Annotated in this window: 13 protein-coding genes and 1 pseudogene; 7 read left to right on the forward strand and 7 right to left on the reverse strand. The window is 59.1% G+C overall.

Going from position 1 to position 15933, the window contains the following annotated elements:
* Window positions 1–333 precede the first annotated feature (333 nt).
* Genes KTC28_RS01915 through KTC28_RS01925 form a run of 3 tightly spaced genes read left to right on the forward strand, consistent with a single transcriptional unit; the run spans window position 334 to window position 4150 of the window.
* Complete coding sequence (locus KTC28_RS01915) at window positions 334–840, forward strand: 2Fe-2S iron-sulfur cluster-binding protein (protein ID WP_216711316.1); 507 nt, start codon at window positions 334–336, stop codon at window positions 838–840.
* The gene (locus KTC28_RS01920) at window positions 837–1823 is read left to right on the forward strand and encodes an FAD binding domain-containing protein (RefSeq protein WP_216711315.1); all 987 of its coding nucleotides are present in this window, start codon (window positions 837–839) and stop codon (window positions 1821–1823) included. Before KTC28_RS01915 ends, KTC28_RS01920 begins: the two co-directional genes overlap by 4 nt.
* Window positions 1820–4150, forward strand: a complete 2331-nt coding sequence (locus KTC28_RS01925) for a xanthine dehydrogenase family protein molybdopterin-binding subunit (RefSeq protein ID WP_216711314.1) — start codon at window positions 1820–1822, stop codon at window positions 4148–4150. Before KTC28_RS01920 ends, KTC28_RS01925 begins: the two co-directional genes overlap by 4 nt.
* Before the next feature lie 996 nt (window positions 4151–5146).
* On the opposite strand, the gene KTC28_RS01930 is transcribed toward KTC28_RS01925, so the two are convergent.
* Both KTC28_RS01930 and KTC28_RS01935 read right to left on the reverse strand, forming a co-directional pair.
* Window positions 5147–5779: a glutathione S-transferase family protein gene (locus tag KTC28_RS01930; protein ID WP_216711313.1), complete on the reverse strand. Its 633-nt coding sequence runs from the start codon at window positions 5777–5779 to the stop codon at window positions 5147–5149.
* 84 nt (window positions 5780–5863) lie between these two features.
* Window positions 5864–6601 (reverse strand): SDR family NAD(P)-dependent oxidoreductase, encoded by a 738-nt coding sequence (locus KTC28_RS01935; protein ID WP_216711312.1) that lies wholly within the window; start codon window positions 6599–6601, stop codon window positions 5864–5866.
* A gap of 344 nt (window positions 6602–6945) precedes the next feature.
* On the opposite strand from KTC28_RS01935, the gene gnd reads away from it, so the two are divergent.
* Window positions 6946–7923: a phosphogluconate dehydrogenase (NAD(+)-dependent, decarboxylating) gene (gene gnd / locus KTC28_RS01940; protein WP_216711311.1), complete on the forward strand. Its 978-nt coding sequence runs from the start codon at window positions 6946–6948 to the stop codon at window positions 7921–7923.
* 45 nt (window positions 7924–7968) lie between these two features.
* On the opposite strand, the gene KTC28_RS01945 is transcribed toward gnd, so the two are convergent.
* The gene (locus tag KTC28_RS01945) at window positions 7969–8271 is read right to left on the reverse strand and encodes a hypothetical protein (RefSeq protein ID WP_216711310.1); all 303 of its coding nucleotides are present in this window, start codon (window positions 8269–8271) and stop codon (window positions 7969–7971) included.
* A 171-nt stretch (window positions 8272–8442) separates the two neighbouring features.
* The gene (locus tag KTC28_RS01950; RefSeq protein WP_255602189.1) at window positions 8443–9171 is read right to left on the reverse strand and encodes a Crp/Fnr family transcriptional regulator; all 729 of its coding nucleotides are present in this window, start codon (window positions 9169–9171) and stop codon (window positions 8443–8445) included.
* A gap of 279 nt (window positions 9172–9450) precedes the next feature.
* Between KTC28_RS01950 and KTC28_RS01955 the strand changes: the two genes are divergently transcribed.
* Window positions 9451–10550, forward strand: a protein-coding gene (locus tag KTC28_RS01955; protein WP_223132274.1) for an IS3 family transposase whose coding sequence is annotated in 2 segments (ribosomal slippage) — window positions 9451–9703 and window positions 9703–10550 — 1101 coding nt in all. Because the reading frame shifts where the segments join, the coding sequence is not laid out codon by codon here.
* A gap of 75 nt (window positions 10551–10625) precedes the next feature.
* On the opposite strand, the gene KTC28_RS01960 is transcribed toward KTC28_RS01955, so the two are convergent.
* Window positions 10626–11348, reverse strand: coding sequence for a Crp/Fnr family transcriptional regulator (locus KTC28_RS01960; RefSeq protein WP_255602190.1), 723 nt, complete (start codon window positions 11346–11348; stop codon window positions 10626–10628).
* Between the two features lie 189 nt (window positions 11349–11537).
* Between KTC28_RS01960 and KTC28_RS01965 the strand changes: the two genes are divergently transcribed.
* On the forward strand, window positions 11538–11861 hold the full coding sequence (locus KTC28_RS01965; protein WP_216711408.1) for a hypothetical protein: 324 nt from the start codon (window positions 11538–11540) through the stop codon (window positions 11859–11861).
* A 555-nt stretch (window positions 11862–12416) separates the two neighbouring features.
* Here KTC28_RS01965 and KTC28_RS01970 read toward each other — a convergent pair.
* Window positions 12417–13025: a PEPxxWA-CTERM sorting domain-containing protein gene (locus KTC28_RS01970; RefSeq protein WP_216711407.1), complete on the reverse strand. Its 609-nt coding sequence runs from the start codon at window positions 13023–13025 to the stop codon at window positions 12417–12419.
* A 430-nt stretch (window positions 13026–13455) separates the two neighbouring features.
* Between KTC28_RS01970 and KTC28_RS01975 the strand changes: the two are divergent.
* A pseudogene (locus KTC28_RS01975) lies at window positions 13456–14314 on the forward strand (IS630 family transposase).
* Window positions 14315–14500: 186 nt separating this feature from the next.
* Here KTC28_RS01975 and KTC28_RS01980 read toward each other — a convergent pair.
* Window positions 14501–15403, reverse strand: a complete 903-nt coding sequence (locus KTC28_RS01980; RefSeq protein ID WP_216711409.1) for an AlbA family DNA-binding domain-containing protein — start codon at window positions 15401–15403, stop codon at window positions 14501–14503.
* Between the last annotated feature and the right edge of the window lie 530 nt (window positions 15404–15933).

Here is a 15933-nt window from a genome sequence, read left to right on the forward strand (position 1 = left end):
GGTTGGTTACGATCACCACCTTACATCAACTGATACCGCCATGAAGCCCGACGACGCGTCAAACCAGAATAACCTATCTAATTTTACTATCATCGGAAGCTAAGGGGTCGGGCGCGACCTGCTTCAAACGATGACGTTCGTCACGGGGTCGAGGTCAGATTCATCGGTCTTGTTACGTTTGATGCACCACCTAGAAATTTTGCTCTTTGTGGTATCGAACGCGACGCTAGATCGTTTAGTCGGAAAGAACGTATTTCGGCACCTTGTGATGTAGTCGGTTTTCGATGTTGCGGGCGCTCTCTTCCGCGTTCAACACCCCGGCTTGGAGATGCAATGTCTATATCAATCAACAAATCGACAGTCGCGTTACCGATCGATGCGCGCGTCACCTTGCTCGATCTGTTGCGCGAAGGGATGCACCTCGCTGGAACGAAGAAGGGCTGCAATCAGGGCGCGTGCGGCGCTTGCACCGTTCTTGTCGATGGCGAGCGGATCCTCTCGTGTCTGGCTCTCGCCGTGCAGTATGATGGTCGGCACGTCACCACGATCGAAGGCTTGGCCGAGGCCAATATGCTCCACCCTCTGCAACAAGCGTTCATCGATCATGACGGCTTTCAGTGCGGTTACTGCACCCCAGGCCAGATATGCTCAGCGATTGGGATGGCGGCCGAGGCGCAGCGCGGGGTGCCGAGTCATGTCACCGCAAATCTCAACGCGGATGTCGTGCTGACGCGGGACGAGTTGCAGGAGCGGATGAGCGGCAATCTGTGCCGGTGCGGCGCGTACAACGGGATCATCGACGCAATTCGCGAGACCGTTGCAGCGGAGATGACGGTATGAAGCCCTTCATATACGCACGGGCGGGCGACACGGGTGAGGCGCTGAGCCTCGGAGAAATGCGCGGGTCCGCCTATCTTGGGGGTGGTACGAACCTCGTCGATCTAATGCGCGAGACGGTTGCGCAGCACACGACCCTCGTCGACGTGACGGGGCTGTCGGCTACTATCGAAGAAATCGCCGACGGCGGATTGTTGATCGGTTCCGCAGTCCGCAATACCGCTCTTGCCGAGCACCGCCTGGTTCGTCGACGGTACCCAGTGCTGGCACGCGCGATCCTGGCGGGTGCCTCGGCGCAGATCCGGAACATGGCGACCGTCGGCGGCAATCTGCTCCAACGGACGCGCTGCACCTATTTTTACGATACCGACGGATCGAGCTGCAACAAGCGTCTGACGGGATCGGGATGCGACGCGATCGAGGGCTTCAACCGCGGCCATGCGATTCTCGGCGCGTCGCAGACGTGCGTTGCTACGCATCCATCGGACATGTGCGTCGCGCTCGCAGCGCTCGATGCGATTGTGCACGTACAGGGCAGTAGCGGCACGCGGACGGTGCCGTTCGTCGACCTCCATCGCCTGCCCGGCGATCATCCTGAGTTCGACACTGTGCTTGAAACGGGAGAGCTGGTCACGGCGATCGAATTGCCGCCATTGCCGCTTGCGGAGAACTCGACCTATCGCAAGGTACGCGATCGGGCGAGCTACGCCTTCGCGCTGATATCGGTGGCGGCCGCGCTCGAAGTGGACGGCGGCCTGATCAAGGACGTCAGGATCGCGCTCGGCGGCGTGGCGCACAAGCCATGGCGGGCAATGAAGGCAGAGGCCGTGTTGCGCGGCGGCCCAGCAACCGAACAGGCCTTCCTTGACGCCGCGACCGCCGAGCTGGCCGACGCCGTGCCGCTGCGCAACAACGGCTTCAAGATCGAATTGGCCAAACGGACCCTCGTTGCCGTTCTCGGCGACCTTTCGAAAGCGGAAGCATGAGCATCGTCGACACGGTCAAGGGTTCTGCGCAGGGTGCCATTCAAAGCGCGATGGCGAAGCTGGTGCCGCTTGCGCCCGACAGCTGGATCCCGGGAGGCGTTCCCGACCCGCTGATCCGCCAACAACATGGGCTGATCGGCACGTCGGTATCGCGGCTCGATGGCCCGCTAAAGGTCCGGGGTGCGGCGAGATTCGCGGCCGAGTTCCCGATCGACGGGATGGTCTATGCCGCACTTGCGTTTTCGACGATCCCGCGGGGTCGCATCGCGAAACTCGACACCGCCGTTGCCGGAGCCGCGCCCGGCGTGGTGGCGGTAATGAGCCACATGAATGCGCCGAAGATGAATGCCCCGGCGGCGTTCGGTTCCTCGCCCACCGCGGCAGGTCCAGCCGATCTGCCGATAATGCAAGACGACCGGATCCACTGGAACGGGCAGCCAATCGCGGTCGTGCTCGCCGAGACGCAAGAGCAGGCCGATCATGCGGCGTCGCTAGTCATTGCGACCTATGCATCGGAGCCCTCGACCACTTCGTTCGTCGCGGCGAAGGCGGCAGGTCCGAAACCCGGCGTGTTCATGGGCCAGCCGCTGACGACGGAAATCGGCGACGCCGAAGCGATGCTTGCGGCAGCACCCCACAAAGTCGATCAAATTTACCGGACGCCGCGGCACAACCACAATGCGATCGAGCCGCATGCTGCGACGATCGCTTGGGATGGCGATCATCTGATGATTCACGACGCCAGCCAGATGGTCACCATCGAGGCGCAGACGATCGCCGACGTCTTCGACCTGGAGGCAACGCAGGTTCGCATAAGTTCACCGTACGTCGGCGGCGGCTTCGGCAGCAAAGGTCTGTGGGATCATCAGATTCTTGGTGCCGCCGCGGCGAAGCTCGTCGGTCGGCCGGTTCGTATCGTGCTCTCGCGCGAGGGAGTTTATCGTGTCGTCGGCGGCCGCACGCTGACCGAGCAGCGGGTGGCGATCGGTGCCGATGACGACGGCCACTTCAGGGCGCTGCTTCACACCGGGCTCGCCGCGATGACGCCGCACAACAACATGCCCGAGCCATTCATCGTCGGCACGCGCGGCGGCTATGCCGCCGACAGCTTCAAGCTTTCGGTCGAGACGGTGACGATGAACATGCTCGCCAACACGTTCATGCGTGCGCCCGGCGAAGCCGTCGGCACCTTCGCGCTCGAATCGGCGATCGACGAACTGGCGGTCGACCTCGGTATCGATCCAATCGAGCTCCGCATCCGCAACGAGCCGAAGGAGGATCCGACGTCCGGCCTGCCTTTCTCCTCGCGCCATATCGTCGAGGCGTGGCACGCGGGGGCCGAGCGGTTCGGCTGGAGCGAGCGGGCTGGCGCTTCCGGTACGCGCCGTGATGGCGAGTGGCTGGTCGGCATGGGCTGCGCCACCGGCACCTATCCCTACTACCGGATGCCGGGAGCCGCTGCGCGTATAACGCTGCGCCGCGACGGGCATGCGACCGTCGACGTCGCCGCGCACGAGATGGGGATGGGCACGGCGACGACGACGGCGATGGTCGCCGCCGACCGTCTCGGACTGCCGCTCGACAACGTCTCGGTCGGCTACGGCGACACGATCATCCCCGGCGCGATCATGGCCGGCGGGTCGCAACAGACCGCGGCAATCGGCGCAGCGGTGATCGCCGCTCACCATGCGCTGGTCGCCGAGCTTCTGAAGCTGGCGGGCAACGACTCGCCGCTGGCCGGGCTCTCTCCCGACGAGGTCGGTAGCGTCGACGGCGGCCTTGCGAAACTCGACGATCCCACCCGGCGTGAAAGCTACGCCTCGATTCTCGGTCGGGCGCAGCAGGAGAGCGTCGTCGCGAGCAAGGAGGCGTCGCCGCCGCTCGAACTGATGCACTGGTCGATGCATTCGCACAGCGCGCTGTTCTGCGAGGTGCGCGTCAACAGCGTGACCGGAGAAACCCGTGTCAGCCGCTTCCTCGGGTCGTTCGACTGCGGTCGCATCCTCAATCCCAAGACCGCCCGCAGCCAATTCCGCGGCGGCATCATCATGGGACTCGGGATGGCGCTGATGGAGGAGACGCAATTCGACGAGCGCAACGGCCGGATCATGAATCCGAGCCTCGCCGAATACCACGTCCCCGTGCAGATGGACGTACCCGACATCGACGTCATCTGGACCGACATCGCCGATCCGCACACGCCAATGGGTGCGCACGGCGTCGGCGAAATCGGCATCACCGGGGTCGCCGCGGCGGTAGCCAACGCCATCTACAACGCCACGGGCAAGCGGATCCGCGATCTGCCGATCACGTTGGATAAGCTTTAATCTAAGATGAGCAGACTGGGCCGGGGCGGTTCGCTTCTAGGGGTCATACAGCAGGCTTTTGAGTCCTCTTGGCGCGAGCACGAACGCCGCCGTCCCTGGCAATGCGCCGGCTCGCCGCGACACGCGCGGCAAAATTCAGGCATGCACTAGCCCCTCGCCTTGGCGGCGGGCACGGTTGCGAGCAGCGCGTTCGAGATATACCGTCGAGATAAACGGCAGCGGCAGCACTGCCTCCCCGCAGCGGACGTTAACTAGCTGTCGGCGAAGATGAAGACTTATGGCGGCAACTCCGCAGCCCGCATAAGGTGCCGTATAGAAGCGCGTAATCAGCGCTGTTGAACGTCGACACGGTTTCGGTGCTGCATCGCCGATTCGAGCGGGAAGAGCGATACCGCCGGTGACCATCTGTGACGGACCTTCGGCCGCGGATGCGGCCCGAGGACGCGAACAGCATCACCGGCATCAGCGCGCCGTCGCGTTATTTTCGACGAAGGCGAACAGTAACATTACATCGGCAATGAGGCAAGCGTCCTACCGTCATCCGACGAGCGCTGAGTAGGAGACCATGTCGACGTGCCAAGCCCGCCTTCGCCAGCGACCGCCGGTCGAGTCGAGCGGCGTACCGACATCGTCGCTCGCCTCGTAGACTTAACGCCGAATTGTACCTAAACTCCTGTTTCAAGGACCTCAGGGAGACGGCGATGGAAGCCCTTAGAGGGTCGTGAGATCAGGATTTGCGGCCTCATCCCTTACATCTGTTGGGCCGAACGAAGAGACCAAGCGCTCGAAATCCAGCTCATCGCCGACGACATCACCTACCTTCTTCTGAAACTAACGCAATGAGAAGTCACTGCTGGGAAATAGAAACTATATTCCTGCCTGGTCGGGGTCTGCCAAGACAAAAATAGGTCACTTCAGCTGCAGGGAGCCTTCGGCACTGCACCGTAATCACTCTGATCCCCGCCGCTCGGACCTAACTGCCTTCGTCGCTGTGTCTTACCAGACGATCGGACCTTCTTTCTGTCTGACCGACCGGACCGCGGAACGCGCTTCGATGCGTGCCATGTAGGCACGGACGTTCGGATAGGGTGCAAGCGAAAGTTTCGCGGGTTCGGACCAACCCAGCACGACCAGCGCGTAACCGTCGATGACCGAATATGCGTCACCAAGGATGAAATCCTCGGAGGCAAATCGGTTCTCGAGTATCTTGAGGCGTCGGTCGACGCGGCTTTCATAGAATCGCCGCGATCTGGCTCTTTCGGCCACGTCGTCCGACAATGAAATATAGGCATATTCTACAATGGTCGGATGCAGATCGGACGCAACGAAGGCGAGCCAGCTCTCCGCCTGCGCGCGTTCGATCGTGCCTCTTTCTGGTAGCAGCCCCACTCGGGGCGCGAGATCGGCAATGAAAGGTAGGGTCGCTACATTCTGAGTGAGAACCTGGCCCCCATCGAGGACGAGGACCGGAGTTTGCGCCATGGGGTTTAGCGCGCGTACTAAGATTGTCAGCGGATCTTCGGAAGCCTTTAGATCGACCTCGAAAGCCTCATATTCGATACCTGCTTCCTCAAGCGCGATATGGTTTGACGTCGAGCAGGCCCCTCGGTGGTAATAGAGCTTAATCATACCGTACTCTCGGATTTAAATAGACCAAAAAGCGAGGAAAGCGTTCTGTTGAAGATTGCTCCCTTCATTGTTCGCATAGCGGGCTCAGATTGCCGAAGTTCCGCCGTCGACCGATAGCTCCAAACCATTCACGTAACTAGAGTCGTCCGAGGCAAGGAAGAGCGCCACCGTCGCGATCTCTTCGGGTCGGCCCATCTTCCCGCGCGGAATTAGTGACTCGAACTGCTTCTTCGTCTCTGCGTCGAACATCTGGTCTTGGATCGGCGTTTCGATCTGTCCAGGGCTCAAAACGTTGACCCTGATCTTCCTATCCTTCAGCTCGTTCAGCCACCCGCGGGCGAAGGCCCGCAGCGCCGCCTTGCTTCCCGCATACACCGTATAGTCGGGCCAACCTTTGACCGAGGCGATTGATCCAGTCATAAAGATTGACCCGCCGTCGTTAAATAGCGGCAATGCCTTTTGGACAGTGAACAGCGTGCCTCGAGTGTTCAGGCCAAACGTCGCATCAAAGTTCTTTTCGGTGATCGTGCCGAGCTTCTGAGCGTCACCGCCCACCCCAGCGCTCGCGAACAGCACGTCGATAGTGCCCTTTTCGCGCTTAACCGTCTCATACAGGCGATCCAGATCGTCGAGATTGGCAGCATCTCCCTGCACGCCGGTTACGTTTTGCCCAATAAAGGCGACTGCCTCGTCAAGGGCAGCCTGTCTCCGACCTGTGATAAACACGTAGGCGCCTTCCTCCACGAACAGCTTGGCAGTCGCCAACGCCATGCCGCTCGACCCACCCGTAATCACCGCGACCTTACCTTCGAGCTTTCCCATTGACTGCTCCTTCATCAAATTATTAAACCAAACCAGAAAATCGACGCCCGATACGCCAGAATTTAAGGTGCCGAGGGTCGGGACATTTCTACCAACAGCCCAATTTAGCCGACACACGTATAACTTATTTTGCGCTGATCTATTGATCTAGATCAGTATTACAATAAGTTGACTGCATTAGACACCTCTACTGCCGCCATTGCATCCCTTGGTCCCAGACTCAGCGAGAGGAATCTGATTGTAATGCTCAGCTGGTTTTGCAAACCCACGTTCGGTCCGGCGGCGGCATCGCCGTACTACAGGCCGCAATCCTCGCGGCGGTCCAGAGTGAAGGGTGAACTCAGATGCGTATCGCGGTAATCGGCCTTGGCCGAATGGGATCGAACATTGTCCGCCGCCTGATGCGTGATGGACACGAAGTCATTGCTTTCGCGCGCCGGCCTGAGGTCGTCCAGGCGATGGTCGAGGAAGGGGCGATTGCCGCCACGTCGCTGGAAGATGCAGCAGCGCAATTCGAAGGCCAGCGGATTTTCTGGATTATGCTGCCCGCCGGTGAGCCCACCGAGAGCACCGTCGCTGCCTTAGCGGCGGTCAGTGCACCAGGCGACATCATCATCGATGGCGGCAACAGCTTCTACAAGGATGACATCCGGCGCTCCAATTCGTGCATACTGAAGGGTTTGCACTACATCGACGTTGGTACATCGGGCGGCGTTTGGGGCCTCGAACGCGGCTTTTGCATGATGATCGGCGGCGAGACGGCGGCGGTCGACCGGATTGATCCGATCTTCGCCACGCTCGCACCTGGCTACGGAGCCGTGCCGTGTACCAAAGGCAGAGCCGGAGCAGATAGCCGTCCTGCACGCGGCTATATTCATGCCGGACCGGCGGGTGCCGGCCATTTCGTAAAGATGATCCACAACGGCATCGAATATGGCCTGATGCAAGCCTATGCTGAGGGTTTCGATATCCTCAAAGGGAAGGCGTCAGAAAAGCTGCCCGAAGAGGAGCGCTTCGCGCTGAACCTGGCCGATGTGGCCGAGGTTTGGAGGCGGGGCAGTGTCGTCTCATCGTGGCTGCTCGACCTAATCGCTATCGCGTTGGTCGAGGATCACAGCCTGGCCAAATATACCGGCGAGGTCAGCGACTCCGGTGAAGGACGCTGGACGATCGACGCAGCGATGGAGGAAGCAGTGCCCGCGGACGTTTTATCGGCCGCGCTATTCGCGCGCTTCCGTAGCCGCGTCCACAATACTTATGGCGACAAACTGCTATCGGCCATGCGTTACGGCTTCGGTGGCCATGTCGAGGTGCCGCAATGAGCCGACATAGCCAGCGGCGATACCATCTGGAATCGTTGTTGCAGTTTATGGCGCTTGTCGCATGCAGCCTCGGTCGGCATCGCCTCTGTAGCCGACCATAAAGCCGAGCGGCATTTTCCGACAGGTGAACCCGGCAACGTGGGTGATGCCGTTCAATATCGTTAAAATCTCGGCATGCCCCTGAGCGACGCGATCGCGGCAAATATAAATGCCGCCAGCACTATTGCAGACGGCGCGACTAAGATACGCATCGCGGCCAACGTCTGGGTTCACACCCCACGCCGAAAGAATTCCGTTCGATCCGTGCATGGGGCAGGCGCAGGCGGCGCTCGCAATCAAAATCGTCATCCAGTGCCGGGAAGTACTACTGGGGCCGATCGAACGCGCGGCGCGCCGCTCGCCCTGCTGTCGCGATCCAGCAGAACGAAGTCATCCATTTCCACTTCATTATTCAGGGCGCTGGGCCATGCAATGATGGTCACGAAATGAATTATCTGCTGCCGAATGCCTCCTCTCTATCTACCTATACGATGTTTCTCTCAGTTTACGCTGAAGGTATTGCTCGTCGAATCCAGCGAGCGCGGCAAGCTGCGCGATATGGTCGATGATGAGGACGCCGCCACGAAGTCGCATAATACCCTTTGTTCTAAGTTGCATAAGCACGCGGTTGACGTGCACTGGCGTCAACCCTAGTGCATCGCTGAGTACCAGCTGGGTCAACGGTAGCTCGAGTTCGTCCCCACTGTTTAGACCGATGTTCCGGGCGCGAACGTAGAGTTCGCACATCAGGTGGGCAACGCGCTCGACGCTATTTCTCCGCCCCATGCTTACGATCCAAGCACGGAGTACTCCCTCGTCGACTAGCTGCGACCACCATAGGGCCTGCGTCAGCGTCGGGCGGGTAGCGATCAGGTGCTGAAAACGCGCGCGAGGTATGCTCGCCACCTTGGCATCCGTCAGCGTGGCGATGCTGTGGTCCATGACGTGACTGGCGGCAAGATGCATGTCGCAGGAGTCACCTGGCATCAGAAATGCTGTGATCTGACGTACGCCTTCGGAAAGAATTTGATATCGGCAGGCCCATCCTTCCAAGATGATGAATAACGGCCCTGAAGGATCGCCTTCACGAATGAGGTCATGACCTGCCGGAACGTCACGCGCGCCCGCACATTCCGTTTCTAGCAGACTGATATCATCAGGCGACAGAGCGACGTGGGCATATAGCTTGTCAATGAATGCGTTTGACACACTCTTCTCCGGCGATCGTTCGCTTCGAGCGCACCACGCGTCGTAGCGGAAGGTACTTCTTTTCATTAGCCGTAAAACACTTGAGGTCGTTTGAAGTGGTACTTAAGAATTTTATCTTGGCATCTCTGCATGCACGCGATCACGGCGTTGTCGCCGATGCGCTCATGCGAGTGGCCATCGGCCGCAGCGCTGCCGGCGGAATTGACGTCCTCCCGTTTTCTTCCTCCGGTTTGGATGAGAGTTTTCCGGCATTGTAACCACCGCGAGGAGGAGCAGGCCGTGAAGAAGAGCAGGTACACCGAGGTGCAGATTTCGTACGCGCTGCGGCAGGCCGAGACGGGGACGCAGGTTGCCGAGCAGATCCGCCGGATGCGGATTTCCAAGCAGGCGTTCTACCGATGGAAGAAGTTGTATGCCGGGCTCGGCATCGGCGAGCTGCGTCGTCTGAAGCTGCTCGAGGAGGAGAACCGCAAGCTCAAGCAGCTGGTGGCAGACCTCAGTCTCGACCAGAATATCCTGCAGGACGTGCTGTCAAAAAAGCTCTGACGCCTGGACGGCATCGCGAGCTCGTCGCGTCCGTCCAGGGGTCCCACGGTGTCAGCCAGCGGCGCAGCTGTCTCGCGCTCGACATCGATCGCTCGCTGGTCCGCTATGTCTCGGTCAAGCCGGACCAGGCACCGCTGCGGCTGCGCATCCACGACCTGGCGCGGACGCGGATGCGATTTGGCTATTTTCGGATCTACATCATGCTTCGCCGCGAGGGCTGGCTAGTGAACCACAAGCGGGTTTATCGCCTATATCGACAGGATGGACTGAGCCTTCGGCTCAAGAAGCCGAGGCGCAACGTCAGCGCTGCCGACCGCGTCCGGCAGCCGGCGGCGGCGGCACCGAACGAGATGTGGTCGATGGACTTTGTGTCGGATGCGCTGTTCGATGGCCGCCGCCTGAGGGCGCTGACCGTCGTCGACACCTACACCCGCGAGGCGCTGGCGATCGATGTCGATCAGGGCATCAAGGGCGAGCAGGTTGTCGAAGCGATGACACGGATCGCGGGCACCCGCGGGTCGCCCAAGAGCATCCGTGTCGACAACGGCCCCGATTTCATCTCGAAGGCCCTCGACCGCTGGGCCTATGAGAACGGCGTCACGCTCGACTTCTCGCGGCCGGGCAAGCCGACCGACAATGCTTTCGTCGAATCGTTCAACGGTCGCTTGCGCGACGAATGCCTCAACGCACACTGGTTCCTGTCGTTGGCCGACGCCCGGGCCAAGATCGAGGCATGGCGCAGCTTCTACAACGAGAGCCGGCCTCACACGTCGCTTGGCTGGCTGACGCCGAACGAATATGCTGCTGCCGCGACCCTTCGGGCCGCAAAATGAAGTCCGGATGCTCACCTTCAGACTGGAGGAAAATCCGGGGGACCCTCAAGCTCCGACCATACCGGCTAGCTTGAACTACGCCGCCAGCTTCAATTTCCGCTGTAGATACTGCTCGTCGAAACCGGCAACCTGAGCAAGCTTGACGATATCATCGATAACGAGAACGCCGCTCCGAAGCCGCATTATTCCCATTAATCGGAGCTTCCTCAACACCCGGTTGACGTGAACTGCGGTCAGGCCCAGCGCATCGGCGAGGACCATCTGCGACAGTGGGAGTTCCAACTCGTCTCCGGCGGTCAGACCAATATTGCGGGCACGGATGTAGAGCTCGCACATTAGATGAGCGACGCGCTCGATGCTGCCGCGCCGGCCCATACTTACGATCCAGGCCCGAAGGACACCTTCGTCGACCACCTGCGACCACCATAGCGCCTGCGTCAGCGCTGGTCGCGTAGCGATCATATGCTGGAACTTTGCTCGGGGTATGCTTGCCACCCTTGCGTCAGTAAGCGTAGCGATATTATGGTCCATTACATGGCTTAGTGCGAGGTGCATATCGCAGCAGTCGCCAGGCATCAGAAATGCCGTGATTTGGCGCGAGCCCTCTGGTAGGAGCTGATAGCGGCAAGCCCAGCCTTCCAAAACCACAAACAGCGGCCCAGACGGATCTCCGTCGCGGATCAGATCACGGCGTGCCGGAATAACTCGCGCGCTGGCACATTCGGCCTCAAGCATTCTGAGATCATCGCGCGGCAGGGCAACGTGCGCGGTAAGCTTGTCGATAAACGCATTGGACATACAGTCTCCCCAGCGCGTGCTCGACCCGCTAACCCAATCTAGTTTGTCACACTGTTTAGCAATTGATCCAGATCAGTGCGGACTCGTACAAAATCGTTTACGTGTATTTTCATCGTTGGCAAAAAGATCCCAGGCGCCGACGGCAGGGAGAGAGTCAGCGCTCTCGCCGGAGCAGATCAGGTGAATGCCATGGCCGCAGACCATTTCGACGAGGCCATTCGGCCTGTTGCCCTGGGTGTTGAACCGGATGCCCACGGGCAAGCTGCGTTACTCCTTGCGGAAAGCATTCTGCACGCTTTGGTCGATACGGCCGTTCTAACCAACGCCGAAGCCATAGAGGTCGTCACCGCCGCAACCGATGTAAAGCGCGAAGTAGCGACGGCGGCAGGCGAATCGATTGGACGTATGGAAGAGTCGCTCGGGCTGCTTAAAAGAATGACGGCCAGCTTCGAAAGCGATGGCACAACTCCACGGCCAGCTACCGAACCTCACTTTCCACGATTAGGTGAGTGATAGCAGACGGGGCCTCGTAATTATAGGTGACTTAAACCAGAAAGGCGACCAGATAAGGTTGTAAACGCGGTGGGCTGCAACAATGCCGCTTTTCCCACACTTGCTGCAAAGCACCGCGGCGAGACTGGCGAGGGCCTGACCGCGATCAATTACTTAAAGCATGCCAGACGTCGAAGCGGAACAATTGTTCCTCCGCCTAGCCCTGCGGAATAATGCAAGTCACCGATATTCGCAGCGCGTCTCGAACTCCGTCGATCGGCCTTCTCCGAGGGAAGCACGGTCGATGGATCCATCACTTGTTGCGAACTTGACTGCATTTCGCTTCGAAGGCATTCTATATTTAGCGGTCATCTAACCGAATCGACGGCTGCGACGACTAATCGCCGTGCTCTCGGCGAGGCCGGCGCAACCGAACGTGCGCCGACCCGGTTGGTCAGATACCTAAGTGAGCCGGCATCGGTAACCAGTGGCACCAGCTCAAGACGGTAATCGCAGTGACCCATCTCCGTGCGCGATCATCATATTCAGTCCAGTCACCGCGCGCGGTAGCGGTACTCAAGCCGCGACAACGACCGAACTGACCCGGCGACGCAGAGCTGCACCGACGACGCCGAAGCCGCCGAGCATCAGCGCCCACGCCCCTGGCTCGGGAACGGTCGTGCCTACGTTGGTGAACACGAATTGCTCGTCGCTGTAGTTGAAGTCGCTGCCGCCCTTGGGGAGGTCTTCGAAACCAACATAGGTACCAGCCGGGATGCCGTAGTCACCCCCGGCGTATGGAGCCGAATAGACATGGTTGGCTCCGTCACTGTTCCGCGACTTTTGAGAATAGAAGGTATCACCCGTGGTCTGAACATTGATCAGAAAGGTCAGGGCGTCGCCGGCGGTGACATTACCAAAGCTCAACGCGGTACCGCGTGGCGTGGTGTGATTTTCAAGCCCGGTGATTCCTGTATCGATGCCGTTGATGAGCAGACCGAGCGTCTCGTCGTAGGAGGCTCCCGAGCCGGCAAAATAAGCTGTCAGGTTGCCGCTCGACGCAGCGGTAAACGTGTAGAGCACCGGATCCTCGACGCCAGGGGTCGGGTAGACCGGGATAACCGCTTGTGCAGCGGTGGCGAGGGCGAACGCGGCACCGGCAACCAGCTTGGCAATCAACGACATGACCAGCTCCTAGAGTCAGGGAAAAATGAAGGCTCCGGTCTCAACAAGCAAAAAACATGCCAGCTGGTCACTCCCTCCGGTGGGTGTCCACAATCGCCACGTCATCGTCAGTAAGTGTAAAATAATCCGACACTTTTACGGATTGTCCGGTCGTCGAGATGCAATGATCAACGCGATTGTGTGCTGGCGCAAAGACTGCCAAACCGATCGCGGTACGCTGCTCTTCCGGTTGATACCAACAATCGTGAAGCCTGACTCACGCGAGCGATTCGTTTTGTCGCGCTGATGTGATTCAACCTCCCCGCTCGTTCGACTCACGGTTGTCGCGCAAATCGACGCCCAAGTGGAATCCGAGCGGCATGGCCCCGAGGCAGTCGCAAGTCGAGCGCAATACTCGGCTGCTGGTTAGTCCTTTTCGAGGGAGGTTGTGATGGCGGCGGCGGTAGGGTTGCAGGACGGTTTTACGGCGGCGGAGCTGCGGCGGCTGGCGCAATCGCGGCGCGATGCCGAGCAGGTGCGTCGGCTTCTGGCGCTGGCGGTGATTTATGATGTCGTGCGCTGGCGACTGGTCGATCTTGTGCAGTGGATCCGGGACGAGTTTGCGGTGTCGATCAGTACCCCAGACGTTAAGCCGCGAGTTGCGCGCAATGGGCTACCGCTAGCTGACGGCGCGGCCCCGCCATCATGCTCAGGAATCCGACGCCATCCCGGCATTTAAAAAAACTTCCCCGCCCAGCTGGCTGGCGATCCGGGCGGCACTCCCCCGGGGCACAGCCATAGAACTGTGGTGGCAGGACGAAGCGCAGGTCGGGCAGAAGAACGGCATCACCCGGCGCTGGGCGCGGCGGGGAACACGACCGTCGGCCCCGAAGGACCAGCGCACGACCTCGGCCTATATCGATGGTGCCATCTGTCTGGCCAAGGGCAAGGGCGCGGCGCTCTTCAAGCCCCGCTGCAACACCGAAGGGATGATGCTGCACCTCGCCGAGATCGCTGCCGCCGTCGCGCCCCGGCGCCCATGCCGTGCTGCTGCTCGATCAGGCCGGTTGGCATCTCTCGGCGGGCCTCGTCGTCTGCGGCAACATCACCCTGCTGCCGCTTCCGGCCAAATGCCCCGAGCTCAACCCGTCGAGAACGTCTGGCAGTTCATGCGCGACAACTGGCCGTCGAACCGCATCTTTAAATCCTACGACGACATCCTCGACCATTGCTGCTTCGCCTGGAACCGCCTCGCCGATCAGCCGTGGCGCATCATGTCCATCGGACTGCGCCAATGGGCGCATGGGTGACGGTCGATAAGAGTTTGTATGAGACATATTTTTGCGCCAGCAATAGAACGACAGCGACTATATTGAACTGCAACCTCTGGAGAGTCACCGGAAAACGTTTGCCTGAAGGTCTGTGTGATTTGATAGCGGCTGCTTTGGGGTGGGAAGCCGCCGCTCGCTGAGAGAAGAACTTGGTCGGTTCTGGTCTCAAATTGTTTGAAGACGATCGACGCGAAACGATAATGTATTAAGAGCTACTTCTAGGTTCATCATTTTGATACTAAGGCTGTCAATTTCCACTTTGTTAATGTCTCTCGAAGATACGACCGCTGACAATTCGCTCTGTAGACTTGCTAAGGACGATCTGATTGCTGCCATTTCGGAATGTAAACTATTGGCTTGGCTCTGAGTAACTGTGGCCATTGACTGCAAGCCCAAAATCGCGGATTGCATAATCTTAATAAACGGAGAATTCTCTAATTCGTCCAATATTCTTGGCAGGTTAGTATCATATTTCTCTGTTATCTCACGCTGAAAATTTACCGATCCAAACGAGGTTAGCGCAATACTTGCTGTACTCTGCGCGACTGCTAATCCTGATTCTAGTGCAGTAAATGCGGGTGACAGCCGAATCTCCGAGAAAACGCGATCCCGCACCTGAAAATAGCTCATTGTCGCAAGATCGCCTTGACCCATAATTGCCGGCGCGGTGGCATACATTGCGGCAGTTGCGGTTGCTTGAGCTACGGCCAAGCTGGACTCCATCGAAGCAATCACATCCTCAACGCGCCGGCCACGAACAATGTCTACTAACTGGGCCGCATCAAGAATTACAGATGAAGTTCCTACTCGGGCATAAAATCTTCCGTCATAACCATAGAATGGCGCGGTTCCATTTGCGACCTCCACAACTAGTATGTTTAGGCCCGATATATCTATGATTATTGGATTGATCATAGGAGGCGGAGAAATCAGGTCGGCCGTCCAGCGTTCAATTTTATCGCGTAAGACGCGAGCGTCGTCTAACCCAATTAATTTGCCTCTATCAGAGACGCCTATAAATAGGAATCCGCCTTCACTCGTTGCCAGCGCGGCAATCTCCTTACATATGCTTTAAGCGTTCGTATTACTTAGGTCTGACTTAAATTCTACAGTTAAGCTTTCGCCGTCGGAAATGATCTTTACGGCCTCATCGACTGTCATATGGCACCTTTGGCGTGGCAGCCCCTGTATTCTAGCTTGCTATGCGGATGTCATGTATCCGAGTCTAGGCTCGCGCTTCACAGCGAGGCATCGCGCGCTGATTAATGACCGCTAAGGGGGCGGAAACAGACCTGCGAGATTTGGGAAACGGCCTCATCGCCGATCATCACTGCACTTGTGAAGGATTAGTTCGAAGTCGTCGGAGGCGTAGATCACTGGCGTTTGGCCATCGTCCCACCGCGCGAGTAACCACAACAGACTATCAGGCGGCGGATCGAACGCGGCGGGCGTCGTAATCGTCTCGCCAGCTTTCGGCCTCTTCCTAATTCGAAAGAAGCGCGTTCCCCTCTGACGTTCGACGCGGGGTGCATTGGCGACAAAATCGCGTTCGGCCACCACCCGCATCTCGCCGCCTTCGTCGAATCGTATTTGAGACT

The sequence above is a fragment of the Polymorphobacter megasporae genome, from assembly GCF_018982885.2.
Classification (GTDB): Bacteria; Pseudomonadota; Alphaproteobacteria; order Sphingomonadales; family Sphingomonadaceae; genus Polymorphobacter_B; species Polymorphobacter_B megasporae.